This window comes from Candidatus Izemoplasma sp. (assembly GCF_982632705.1).
In genome coordinates this window covers 1-11,472 of sequence record NZ_CEXEES010000010.1, presented here as the reverse complement: position 1 = coordinate 11,472, position 11,472 = coordinate 1, and the positions used below count along the sequence as shown (strand labels likewise).

At 31.6% G+C, this 11,472-nt stretch carries 16 protein-coding genes; 1 reads left to right on the top strand and 15 read right to left on the bottom strand.

The genetic code is table 11. The features are described from left to right. On the bottom strand, nucleotides 1-291 hold a 291-nt coding region (locus AC2LE6_RS02435; RefSeq protein WP_484477653.1), incomplete at its 3' end, for a GTP-binding protein. A gap of 228 nt (nucleotides 292-519) precedes the next feature. Here AC2LE6_RS02435 and AC2LE6_RS02430 point away from each other — a divergent pair. After that, on the top strand, nucleotides 520-1,872 hold the full coding sequence (locus AC2LE6_RS02430) for an MATE family efflux transporter (protein ID WP_484477652.1): 1,353 nt from the start codon (nucleotides 520-522) through the stop codon (nucleotides 1,870-1,872). Here AC2LE6_RS02430 and AC2LE6_RS02425 read toward each other — a convergent pair. From AC2LE6_RS02425 to AC2LE6_RS02360, 14 genes are all read right to left on the bottom strand, one after another. Further along, nucleotides 1,864-2,514, bottom strand: coding sequence for an ATP-binding cassette domain-containing protein (locus tag AC2LE6_RS02425; RefSeq protein WP_484477651.1), 651 nt, complete (start codon nucleotides 2,512-2,514; stop codon nucleotides 1,864-1,866). The genes AC2LE6_RS02430 and AC2LE6_RS02425 overlap by 9 nt on opposite strands. Beyond that, nucleotides 2,511-3,152: a hypothetical protein gene (locus AC2LE6_RS02420; RefSeq protein WP_484477650.1), complete on the bottom strand. Its 642-nt coding sequence runs from the start codon at nucleotides 3,150-3,152 to the stop codon at nucleotides 2,511-2,513. The genes AC2LE6_RS02425 and AC2LE6_RS02420 overlap by 4 nt, the downstream gene beginning before the upstream one ends. Beyond that, nucleotides 3,153-3,809, bottom strand: coding sequence for an AAA family ATPase (locus AC2LE6_RS02415; protein ID WP_484477649.1), 657 nt, complete (start codon nucleotides 3,807-3,809; stop codon nucleotides 3,153-3,155). Then, the gene (locus tag AC2LE6_RS02410) at nucleotides 3,806-4,162 is read right to left on the bottom strand and encodes a GntR family transcriptional regulator (protein ID WP_484477648.1); all 357 of its coding nucleotides are present in this window, start codon (nucleotides 4,160-4,162) and stop codon (nucleotides 3,806-3,808) included. Before AC2LE6_RS02410 ends, AC2LE6_RS02415 begins: the two co-directional genes overlap by 4 nt. After that, nucleotides 4,155-4,841: a hypothetical protein gene (locus AC2LE6_RS02405; RefSeq protein ID WP_484477647.1), complete on the bottom strand. Its 687-nt coding sequence runs from the start codon at nucleotides 4,839-4,841 to the stop codon at nucleotides 4,155-4,157. Before AC2LE6_RS02405 ends, AC2LE6_RS02410 begins: the two co-directional genes overlap by 8 nt. A gap of 91 nt (nucleotides 4,842-4,932) precedes the next feature. After that, nucleotides 4,933-5,274, bottom strand: coding sequence for a (Fe-S)-binding protein (locus AC2LE6_RS02400; RefSeq protein WP_484477646.1), 342 nt, complete (start codon nucleotides 5,272-5,274; stop codon nucleotides 4,933-4,935). After that, the gene (locus tag AC2LE6_RS02395; RefSeq protein ID WP_484477645.1) at nucleotides 5,274-5,849 is read right to left on the bottom strand and encodes an electron transport complex protein RnfA; all 576 of its coding nucleotides are present in this window, start codon (nucleotides 5,847-5,849) and stop codon (nucleotides 5,274-5,276) included. Before AC2LE6_RS02395 ends, AC2LE6_RS02400 begins: the two co-directional genes overlap by 1 nt. Before the next feature lies 1 nt (nucleotide 5,850). Next, nucleotides 5,851-6,573, bottom strand: a complete 723-nt coding sequence (rsxE, locus tag AC2LE6_RS02390) for an electron transport complex subunit RsxE (protein WP_484477644.1) — start codon at nucleotides 6,571-6,573, stop codon at nucleotides 5,851-5,853. Next, nucleotides 6,563-7,177, bottom strand: a complete 615-nt coding sequence (locus AC2LE6_RS02385) for an FMN-binding protein (RefSeq protein ID WP_484477643.1) — start codon at nucleotides 7,175-7,177, stop codon at nucleotides 6,563-6,565. Before AC2LE6_RS02385 ends, rsxE begins: the two co-directional genes overlap by 11 nt. Before the next feature lies 1 nt (nucleotide 7,178). Then, nucleotides 7,179-8,246 carry an RnfABCDGE type electron transport complex subunit D gene (locus AC2LE6_RS02380; protein ID WP_484477642.1) on the bottom strand — a complete coding sequence of 356 codons (1,068 nt, stop codon included), beginning with the start codon at nucleotides 8,244-8,246 and terminating at the stop codon, nucleotides 7,179-7,181. Between the two features lie 12 nt (nucleotides 8,247-8,258). Next, a complete protein-coding gene (locus tag AC2LE6_RS02375) occupies nucleotides 8,259-9,308 on the bottom strand; it encodes a cytochrome d ubiquinol oxidase subunit II (protein WP_484477641.1) in 1,050 nt (349 codons plus the stop codon). Further along, on the bottom strand, nucleotides 9,298-10,476 hold the full coding sequence (locus AC2LE6_RS02370) for a cytochrome ubiquinol oxidase subunit I (protein ID WP_484477640.1): 1,179 nt from the start codon (nucleotides 10,474-10,476) through the stop codon (nucleotides 9,298-9,300). Before AC2LE6_RS02370 ends, AC2LE6_RS02375 begins: the two co-directional genes overlap by 11 nt. Before the next feature lie 83 nt (nucleotides 10,477-10,559). Next, entirely contained in the window at nucleotides 10,560-10,742 is a 183-nt protein-coding gene (locus tag AC2LE6_RS02365) for a hypothetical protein (protein WP_484477639.1), read from the bottom strand. Continuing rightward, complete coding sequence (locus AC2LE6_RS02360) at nucleotides 10,739-11,365, bottom strand: hypothetical protein (protein WP_484477638.1); 627 nt, start codon at nucleotides 11,363-11,365, stop codon at nucleotides 10,739-10,741. Before AC2LE6_RS02360 ends, AC2LE6_RS02365 begins: the two co-directional genes overlap by 4 nt. Nucleotides 11,366-11,472 lie beyond the last annotated feature (107 nt).

The window sequence follows — 11,472 nt, the reverse complement described above, 5'->3', positions numbered from 1 at the left end:
AACACCTAAAGCCTGATATACTTCATTCACAAGTTCTCTATTTCCTGGAGTATCTAAAAAGTTAAATTTGTAATCCCCGTATTCAACGGGTATCAAACTTGTTGAAATTGATGCTTGATGTTCTTTTTCTTCATTTGTAAAATCTGAAGTCGTATTTTTTTGTTCTACTGTTCCTTTTTTATCTTTCGCTCCGGTAACGAATAAAACCGATTCCATGAACGAAGTTTTACCTGTTCCAGTAGTTCCTACAACTGCTATTGTACGTAAATGTTCTACATCGTATTGCTTCATAAATAATCTCCTCCTAAAGTTGTTAATATCATTTGCGTTAACTATATTATACCGTATTTTTAACTGTTTTTTACAAAAAATACGTAAATTCAAAAAAAAATGAAAACCCTTGTATGAAAGGATACTAATTTGTTAATGGAACTACCTTATATCTTAGATATAATTCTTATAGTGCATATTAAGAAAAATTACAAATAAAAATAAGTATACTAAAGTAGAGGTGATACAATGAATGACAACAATTTAGTCACAGGTTCACTAAACAAACACTTTAAAAAAATCGCTATTCCAGCTAGTATTGGTTTTCTGTTTAATACACTATTTAACGTTGTAGATACTTACTTTGCAGGGTATCTAGGAACTGATGCAATTGCCGGAATGGCAATTAGTTTTCCAATTTTCTTCTTACTAATCTCAATTAGTATGGGACTTGGAAACAGTACCACTGCTTTAAGTGCAATCGCAATCGGAAAAAAAGATTCTTTATTACTACATCAGTATACTAAGAATGCATTGTTCTTAGGAATTCTATTTGGACTATCTATTCCATTCATTACTCCGTTATTCATTGAACAACTATTTGAATTAACTGGAGCGGAAGGAAACGTCCTTCAAATCGGATTAGATTATACCTATACAATATTATTTGGAACTATTTTCTTTGTTTTAAACTATGTGATCAACGGGTTCTTAAATGCACAAGGAAATACAAAACCGTTTCGGAACTTTTTAATTATTGGATTCTTTGTAAACATCCTACTTGATTCTATGTTTGTTCTTGGATTCTGGTTCATCCCAGCAATGGGAGTACAAGGAATCGCATTAGCTACTGTAATAGTACAAGGTATTGGTACAGTTTATCTAACATACAATGTTTTGCGTTCTAACGCATTTAAACTAGAGTTATATAAAGAAGCTACTATAAAACTTAAAACGATAAAAGAACTAATGTCACAGGCAATACCTTCAACATTATCAACCGCAACGATTGCGCTTGGTGTGTTTATCATTAACTATTTCGTACTAAGATATGGTGGTAGTGATACAATAGCTGCTTATGGTGTTTCAATGAGAATTGAACAGATTGCTCTTATCCCAACTATCGGATTAAATATCGCTGCGTTAAGCATAGTTGGACAATCGTTTGGAGCTAAGAGTTATGATCGGATCAAAGAGACAAGAAACAAGGCAACCTTATACGGAGTTATCATCATGTTGATTGCTACAGTGATCATCGTACCGTTTGCCCCATTCTTTATTTCACTATTTGATAATAATCCTGATGTTATCCGTGCAGGAGCAATCTATTTAAGAATTGAAGCAATCGCCTTTACTACATACGTTATACTAAATATTAACGTATCTGTATTACAAGGTATCAAAAAACCAAAATTCACAATCATTATTGGTGTATATAGACAGATATTCCCATTCATCTTGTTCTTCTTCCTTGGAACAACATTGAGCTTAGGAATATACGGAGTATGGTGGGGTATTGTAATCATCAACTGGAGCGCAGTACTAATTATTTATTTATATACAAACTATGAACTAAGGAAATTAAAAAAGACATCAATTTGATGTCTTTTTATATTCTTCTCTGTACCATTCTTTTATTGAACTTTCATTCTCTAATTCATCAATATGTCTTTCAGAAATTACTTCACCATCTTTCAGTAGGTATATGTAATCAACAAGTCTTTCAATATTTGGAAGCTCATGTGATGCGATTAATATATGTGATTCATCATTAATCTCATCTACTAACAGATTTGTTAAAAGTTTTCTATTGATTGGATCAATCCTAGAAAACGGTTCATCTAAAATATATAAATCCGCTTCTGAACACATTGTTAGTATTATTGTAATTATATCTTTTTGACCATATGAGTGCTTATTATATTTAGTATATAAATCAATATTGAACTGTCTCAGCAATCTCTTCGCCTTGTCTTTATCGAATTTATAGAAACATGAATAAAACCCCATAAGAACATTTATCGAATTGTTTGGTACTTGGCTCACATCTGGTTTAAAGATAACAACTGGATTAGATATCGTTGTATATGTTCCGTTATTTGCCTTGATTAATGTTTTCAGTAAAGTTGTTTTACCAGAACCAACATGCCCTAGAATAGCTGTAACTGGACTGTCTAATATCAACTCATTAATTTGCAAATCAAACTTTGAGTATTTCTTATTTATGTTTGCATATTTAATCATACGTTTGCCTTCTTATATCCTATAATGAATAGTGCTAGTGGTGCTAAATTGAAGAACACTAATGAAATCCCTTTTTCAATATTCATTGCCATATATATATCTGTCTCAAACACCTTCATTGATATTGATGTTGCAATTATGTATAGAATAAAGACAATTAGTAAAACTGCAGTTGTCTTAATTACCATTTCTTTTGATAACTGTTGAATTGGATAGTAGCTAAGCATATGAATATTAATAGCTATCAACATACTTGGTATTGCAACTCTAATCAAATCTAACAACTCGGGTGAACCATAAGTACCTTCTAATGCATTTAAGTTTAATGAAATTATAACTGTTAAAAAGTAGATACTCAAGATTGATATTATTACTGGTATGAACCTTGATTTACCTAGTACTAGGGTCATATGTAAAGATGTCTTTCTTAGTATTAGAAATAAAGCAATGCCTGGATATATCATTATATTACTTAAAAATATTAGTCCAAACAATTCAGACAACAATCCATAATTTTCTGGGTAATACAATATCAAAGCTCCAAAAAAATATATCGATGTAGATATACAAGCATATACTATATATATTACATAATTACTTACTAAATTAAATCGTATATGTGCAAGTATGTTTTTCATCTAGTTCACCCCAACTTTATGTTCAAACCATTTTAGCATTGAACCATGCTCTAATAAAATGTTGTTGATTGTTTCTATTTTTGATACATCTCTATTATGAAGAACCATTGCATAATCAAGTATACGTTCAACATCATCTATTTCATGACTTGAAATAATGATGGTTTTTTCTTTTACATTTACATATTTAACTATTAATTCAGTGATCAATTCTCTAGATTCAAAATCAATATTAGAGAACAATTCATCAATAAGATACATATCAGTATCTCTTGAGATTGTAGTTGCTAGATTCAGGATAATCTTTTCACCTCTACTAAGTGATTTGATGGTTCTATTAGAATCAATTTTTGCCTCTTCCAAAACTTCTAAGAATGTAGTCTTGTTAAAATCAGAATAACTTGCGAGTAGTATTTCAATATAGTAGCTTATCTTAACTCTAAAGAAATGCTCCATATCTGGAAAATAGGATATCTTAACTTTTTGATTCAGTTCGACTCTTGATTGTAAATACCTCCCCAAGCATTTAAACAATGTCGTTTTACCAGAACCATTAACACCTATCAAACCAATGATTCCTTTTTCTCTAAGATCTAGGGTGTCAATATTTAACACTTCCTTAGAACCATAATTCTTAACTAACTTATGTATAATCATTTATCCCACTTCTCCTTAATCCTAGTAATAGCGTCTTCATATGTGTAGTTCTGATTTTTCATTTTTTTTATGAACTCAGATACATCCTTTTCAATCAACTTGTTTTTATACATTTCAATATATATTGATTTTGATACAATTGTCCCAATCCCTCTTACTACTTCTACTAGGTTAAAACTAGATAGATGATGCATCACTTTTTGAATGGTATTTGGGTTAACTGTATAAATAGATGCTAGTTCTCTTATACTTGGCAGTTTGTCACCAGGTACAAGATTTCCTTTTAACATTTTATTCGCAATATCTTCACTTATTTGAAGGTATATAGGTCTATTCTTATTAAACTCAATCATGTACATCACCATATTTCATTAGATAGAAATCAACTCCAAATGATAAAATAATTATTAGATATGTAATTAATTTAAATCGATTATATACATTACTTCCAAGCTCTTCGTTGGCAGCAAATGATACAATATAAACCCATAAAGCAGCTAGACTGAACAGCACAATTATAATAGTTAACAACACAATATATGTTTTGTTAACATAGTGCCTAAGAACTGAATGTGTAAATAGTAGCTTACCACAATATAATATAACTGGAATAACAATAGCGTATGGTATCCTAGAAAAGATAAAATCTGCTTGCATTTCATCTCCAGAAATCAAATCTCTAAATGCGAACATTTGAACTTCGGCTAACAATATATATAATATTACTCCTACGATTAATGCGATTCCTGCTCCAATCCATTTATATATAAGAGCCATTGTTCTCCCCTCTTCTATGTTGATGTAGAACATCTTATTATCATTAGAAATCATAAGTCCAGGTAAAAACATAGTAAATATTAGGAATCCAGCAATTATCATTGTCGCAGTACTTACTATTGTAGTTGGCATCCTATTTGAACCTGGTACATCATAATCAAACAAAATAAAGGATAAAGAAAAAACCAACATTAGAAGAAATGTTAGTAGATATATGATGTAAACTGGTTTTTGAATTAAATATTCTCTTTTCATAAAGCACCTCCACTGTACTACTTAACTAGTACACTATGACATAAGTATAGATTAGATTGAAATCAATGTCAATATCAAATAAAAAAGAGTCCTAAGACTCTTCTTTTTTTAATGGATCATTCTCAAATACAAGTTTTCCTGATTTATAATCGTCAAGCATACTTTGAATTTGCTTTCTCATTACTGCATCTCCTGGTTTACAACTTGTAAGAGGTTGATTTCTAAATACAATCTCTTCTGCATTTGCCATACACCCAGGTGTCCCACATGCTCCGCAGTTAAAATGTGGTAATGCATCATATACTTTTTCTACTAGAGGGTGTGCTTTTACTTCTAGATATTTATTCGCAATACCAATTGCCAGTCCTAGAATAATCGCGATTCCTCCAAGCATACCTACTGCTCTTAGTAAATCTAACCAATCAATATTCATTAGATTAAACCTACGAATCCTTTAAATAATAAACTCATAATCGCTGCGGCGATTAATCCAGCTGGGATTCCTTTGAATCCTTCAGGGATTGGAGCTTTATGCATTTGTTCTCTGATATAACTGAATGTAATAATAATAGCAGTATATCCTAAGCTTGTAAATGCACTAAATACTAACATTTCACTAAATGTAAATTCATTTTGAATATTAAGAATTGCTACCCCTAGTACTGTACAGTTTGTTGTAATTAATGGTAAATAAACACCAAGTGCACTGTATAAAGGTGGTGCAAATTTCTTAATCGCCATTTCTAATATTTGAACCATCGCTGCTACTACTAATATGAAGACTATCGTTCTCATAAATGTTAACCCGTATGGGTATAATAAGTTCCAGTATATAGTCCAGGTTACAGTACTAGATAATACGATAACGAAGAACACTGCAAACCCCATACCGATAGCGCTACTTCTTTTATTAGATACTCCTAAGAAACTACATATCCCTAAGAATTGATTTAAGATAATATTTTGAACAAGAAAGGCGGTAAATGCCAATGCGATTAAATCACTCATCTTACGCCACCTCCTTCACAAGTTGTGCTTGTGCTAAGGCTTCTTGTTTCGCTTTTTTCTTCGCAAGTGCAACACGTATTTTTTCATCCATGATTGCCTTTGCCTTATTCTGTTTATCAATTCGCACTGTATTAATAATACCAATCAATAATCCAAGTGTTACAAATGCTCCAGTAGGAGTAATTAAGAATGAAGCTGCGTTTGTACCATCAAAGAATTGAATTCCTAATAACTTAACTCCACCCGTTCCAAACAATTCTCTTGTAAATGCTAATGTTGATAATCCTAATGTAAATCCAAGTCCCATACCAATCGCATCAAACAAACTATCGAAGACGGTGTTTTCTGAAGCATACGCCTCAGCTCGACCTAAGATAATACAGTTAACAACGATTAACGGTAGATAGATACCTAAACTATTATATAATCCATTTACATATGCTTCTAAGAACCATTCAATTAATGTAACTACTAACGCAATAAGAACTATGTAAACAGGTATTCTTATTTCAGCAGGAACAATATTTCTTATTAATGAGATAAGACTGTTTGTTAATATCAAAACAACTAGAACACTAAGTCCCATTCCAAGGGCATTATCTAAACTAGTAGTAACACCTAAAGTTGGACACATACCAAGTACTAATACAAATGTTGGATTTTCTTTAAACAACCCTTTTAAAATATTTTGTTTTGGAGTAATTCTTCTCTTTTTAATTGCCATCGATATGCACCTCCTCTGCTTGATAATGTGTTTTTACTTGAGCAAATATTTCATTGATTGCTCCCCAAGTAACAGTCGCTCCAGATATTTCAGGAACATATACTTCGTCAACTACAGATTGTCCAAGTAATGGTTCAATCCCAGCTACTTCACCATTTAATGGTTCGTATATCTCTCTTGTATGCTTTTCACCAATGTTTGGTGTTTCACCATGTTTGTAATATACAACACCGAGTACGATGTCTGTATATGGATCAATAGCGATCAAGGCATTCACTTTATCATTTCTACCTTGAGCCCATACATTATATATAACAGCATGTACATCACCATCACTATTTAATACTTCATAAATGTCAATAACATACTTATAATTCTTAACAGCGTACTTACTGTTTGAATCAAGATCTAAATTAGACACATATCCATCTTCAACACTAAATAATAATGCGATATTATCATTGATTCGATCAATGTTATTTTGTTCGATTATAGGATTTGTGATACTAAATCCTATATAACCAACAACCGTTACAAATACTACGGTTACGAATAAGAATAATGCGAAATAAATTGTTTTATACTTTTCTTGAAAATTCTTCATATTAAGCACCTACATCTTTCTTAGGTACTTTTTTTACAGGTTTCTTCTTAAGCATTTGATTCAACATCGGTGTCAGCATCATCATAAACAATACAGCAAATACAACACCTTCTTCATATTGAACACCATTTCTGATTATCATCGTTAATGCCCCTGCAATAACCCCAAATATTATTTTACCTTTTGTTGGGATTGGAGTGGTTATTGGATCTGTTGTTATGAACACAACAACAAATAAGAACATTCCACTAAACAACTGATACATTACAAATTCTAAACTGAAATCACCAATAATAAACGCAGTAACCAAGAAACTTCCAATGATTGTGATAGGAAGAATAAAGTTTACTGTTTTTTTGATAATCATAAACAATAACATACCAAGTAACACTAATCCACTCACAGTAATTCCTGGTACAAGACCTAACATGATTGCTTCCATTGAATATGGAATCGACGATGTATTACTAAGAGCTGTTTGATAGGTATCCACATTAAACACAGGACTCGCTTCACCAAAAAGCCTTCCGATATATAATGTGTTATTAAAGAAATCATTATTGAAGATTAAGTTTAATAAATAATTATCAAACGCTGTAGTAAACTTCACACCACTTACAAGTGCTCTCCATCCTTCTGTTAAGAAGATGTACCCAACTAAACTTGAATGAAACACCATATGATGGAATCCACCAAATAGTAGTTTACCAAGTAACGTAGCGATTATCGCTCCAACTCCAGTTAACCAAAGCGGAGTTCCAACAGGTATTAATAATATAAACAGTAACGCAGTTACTTTGTAATATGATTTCTGAATCAGTTCTTTTGCTTGTGCTCGGTCAATATCCTTGTCATGAGTATAGAATAATATTTCCATTTCTCTGGTTATAAATAAACCAACCAGAATCATAAGAACCAGTTTCAGTCCATACATGAACCCATACATATACCAATTTGTTACTATCATAATCGCACTAATAAATAATAGTAAGGAATAAATCAATTTCATGTTTTCATCTTTTACATATCGACTACGCGCTGAAGGCATAATCATTAATTTCTTTGCCATATTTATTCCCCCTTACTCATCATTAAATTTAACTTTTTTAGTAAAGTTAATATATTTCCAAGTTTGATATCCAATAATAATCGGATAGAAAATACAAAGAGCAACTAACACAACATTCATTGTTTTAGCTGAAACCATTGCATCTATTGTTCTAATTCCCAGGTCTGGATCAATTTTAGAAGCCACCATATATGGAAAGCGTCCGATGAATCCAGTAATCAAGAATACACCCATAGTTGATAATGAGAAGATAAATGTTTTTAAACTATCTTCTTTATATGCGAACAACGTTGTTAGAAGTGCAAGCAGAACTGTAATTGCTGGTAATGCAAACAGTACTGGTGCTTTTGTAAATAATTCTCCAATAAAGATTGAAGAATCTGTATTATTGAAACCCATAAATACTAACATTAGAAATACTGGAGCTGTATATATAATTCCTATTTTTTTAATAAAGTTAAATGCTTTTTTACCAAGTTCTCCTTCTGTTGATAATGATATCCAACCACTACCACCAATCAAAGATAAACTTAGAAACAATAGTCCACCACTGATTCCTGTCACATTAAAGATTGACATAAACCCAGCTTCTTGTGTAACAACACCAGTTACACTATCATATGCGATTGGTAATCCTAGAAATAGATTCGATATATAAACACCTAATATAAAGAATATCAAGATACTAGATATCGTCCACATTAGAACTGTGTTTTTAACCCATCTTTTACTATCTAATTTGTAAATCATTTCAATTGCAATTCCACGACCTATAATCGCAAAGATTAATAAGAAGAATGGTACGTATAAATATGTTAAAGTCGTTGTAAATGCGAGAGGGAATACTGCAAATGTCAATGTAAGTGAAGCGATCAGCCACACTTCAATTCCATCCCAGTGGATTCCTGCGGCTACTTGAACTTGTCTTCGTTCACCTTCATTACTACTAACTACTCTATTTAGTGCACTAGATCCAGTAATGAATAATTCTTGCGTTAAGTAAACAACCCATGAAAACGAGATAAAACCAAATAAAATACTAGCAAATGTCTCAGGACTCATCACTGTCACCTCCATCTTTATCTAATAACCCTTTTTTAATTCTATTCATTGTTAATACATAGTCCATCGCAAATAGTATTGCATAGAATACAGTAATACTTATTACACTAAACCAAACTTGGCTTACTGGTACATCACTAATACCATCTGCTACTAACATTTTTCCGTATATTATCCAAGGTTGTCTACCCATTTCAGTAACCATCCAACCCGCAATAATTGCTATATATGGAAGTGGTACTAAATACATAAAGTATTTCTGTAACGTTGGTGATTTTTTGTATTTTTTATAGAATATAACCGTGTATAAACTAAACGTTATAAATGTAAACCCTAATGTAATCATAACCCCAAATGCTATTCTGACAACTGTCTTAATACCACCAGTTACAACACCGTTTATTATATCTACTTTATCTGGCTGAACCAAATTCAAGAAGTTCAAATACTGGCTACCTGTTATCGCTATTGCGATCCCACCAATCAATACTGTCCAAGCTGCGAATTTACCAGCTAAGGCAAACACTTCTTTGTCTTTTTCCTTACCATATAATAAATGCCAAGAAGATATTGCTAACACAACAAATCCACTTAAGATAATCGCACTCAAATGATTGTGGAATAACATATACCAAGCATATGGATTAAACACAATCTTCGCAAAATTATCAAGCGTCATCTTCATTGTTGTTGGATCCCACGTAGCCCCTACTGGATTCTGCATAAACCCATTGGCAGTTATAATCCAAAGTGCACTAAGCGTAGTTCCTACCGCAATCAAGCTCACCGTTGTTAAACGCATCTTTCTAGACATAGTATGTCTTCTAAATAACCAAAGTCCAGTAAATGTAGATTCTAAGAAAAACGCAACTACCGCTTCTAAGATTAATGGTGATCCAAATACATCACCCATTGCTACACTATATTTACCCCAGTTTGTTCCAAATTGAATCGTCATTGCTACACCAGTCACAATACCAAACGCATAATTAATAACGAATATATCGCTAAAATAATTACTCAGTTTTTGATATCTAACGTCTTTTGTCTTGTAATGCTTGTATTCAAACACAACGATCATTATAATCAATCCCACTGTAAGTGGAACGAAAATAAAATGAAATGCAATTGTCAACGCAAACTGCACTCTACTTAATACTTCAACCATCTTGTTTCCTCCTCATTTAGCCTTTTAAATTTTATCACAAGGTATCTTTTTTATAAAAAGATATATCAAAAATTATAAACAAATCACTTCTTTTTAATTAACAAATACATAAACAGACCAATTGACATAACCCCACCAACTACTCCACCTATCATATGTGAATTATAACTGCTAGTAATCTCGAATAAACGTAGTGTTAAACTAAGTATTACATAAACACCTAAAAAGACAACCACAGTATAAATAAACTTCTCTAATAAACTCATTTTCTTAACTCCTTCAATACTCTGTTATTTATGTATAAAGCTCCTAGAACAGCATACACTACTCTGTTCTCTGTATTTGAAACCATGAACAAATGGATAAACAATAATATATAAACTGCATACGCTGCTTTTTGAATTGTAAACCAATCTTTTGGAGCTATCTCACGTCTAATAATTCTAAACGAAATAATTGTTAGTGGAACCATAATCACAAATGCTGCTAAACCAAAAAGGTTCACACCCCCAAATGGTGTAAACAAATGTAAAAAAGCATGGCTACTTATAAAAATAAACCCAAGGATACTAAATGATCCTCGATTTCGTTTAATGTGTCTTGATAGAATGGATTTGTTTGGAAGAACTCCTACAAACATCACTACTAGGATAAATGAATATCCAAGTAATCCACCTTGGATAATTCTGCTATAATATTCTTCGTAAAATATAGTTCCTAGAATGGTAATTACAAAAGCAATGCTATAAAAAATATATGCTTTTTTGTATAAATCTTTAAACTTATACCCTACAACTATAATCATTCCAGATAAAGCCAATATAGTAAATGCATTTGATAGAACACCAAGAAATATAAGAACTCCTAAAATTAATAAAATACTAAGCATTTACTCACCTCCATCTATTTCAATTCATTATATCATAAATAATTCAAATAACGTAAGTATACACTAATTAAAACACACCATATATGGTGTGTTATTTATATATATAT

Coding starts and splice junctions, on each gene's coding strand:
- AC2LE6_RS02430 (WP_484477652.1), top strand. CDS start 520: ATGAATGACAACAATTTAGTCACAGGTTCACTAAACAAACACTTTAAA.
- AC2LE6_RS02425 (WP_484477651.1), bottom strand. CDS start 2,514: ATGATTAAATATGCAAACATAAATAAGAAATACTCAAAGTTTGATTTG.
- AC2LE6_RS02420 (WP_484477650.1), bottom strand. CDS start 3,152: ATGAAAAACATACTTGCACATATACGATTTAATTTAGTAAGTAATTAT.
- AC2LE6_RS02415 (WP_484477649.1), bottom strand. CDS start 3,809: ATGATTATACATAAGTTAGTTAAGAATTATGGTTCTAAGGAAGTGTTA.
- AC2LE6_RS02410 (WP_484477648.1), bottom strand. CDS start 4,162: ATGATTGAGTTTAATAAGAATAGACCTATATACCTTCAAATAAGTGAA.
- AC2LE6_RS02405 (WP_484477647.1), bottom strand. CDS start 4,841: ATGAAAAGAGAATATTTAATTCAAAAACCAGTTTACATCATATATCTA.
- AC2LE6_RS02400 (WP_484477646.1), bottom strand. CDS start 5,274: ATGAATATTGATTGGTTAGATTTACTAAGAGCAGTAGGTATGCTTGGA.
- AC2LE6_RS02395 (WP_484477645.1), bottom strand. CDS start 5,849: ATGAGTGATTTAATCGCATTGGCATTTACCGCCTTTCTTGTTCAAAAT.
- rsxE (WP_484477644.1), bottom strand. CDS start 6,573: ATGGCAATTAAAAAGAGAAGAATTACTCCAAAACAAAATATTTTAAAA.
- AC2LE6_RS02385 (WP_484477643.1), bottom strand. CDS start 7,177: ATGAAGAATTTTCAAGAAAAGTATAAAACAATTTATTTCGCATTATTC.
- AC2LE6_RS02380 (WP_484477642.1), bottom strand. CDS start 8,246: ATGGCAAAGAAATTAATGATTATGCCTTCAGCGCGTAGTCGATATGTA.
- AC2LE6_RS02375 (WP_484477641.1), bottom strand. CDS start 9,308: ATGAGTCCTGAGACATTTGCTAGTATTTTATTTGGTTTTATCTCGTTT.
- AC2LE6_RS02370 (WP_484477640.1), bottom strand. CDS start 10,476: ATGGTTGAAGTATTAAGTAGAGTGCAGTTTGCGTTGACAATTGCATTT.
- AC2LE6_RS02365 (WP_484477639.1), bottom strand. CDS start 10,742: ATGAGTTTATTAGAGAAGTTTATTTATACTGTGGTTGTCTTTTTAGGT.
- AC2LE6_RS02360 (WP_484477638.1), bottom strand. CDS start 11,365: ATGCTTAGTATTTTATTAATTTTAGGAGTTCTTATATTTCTTGGTGTT.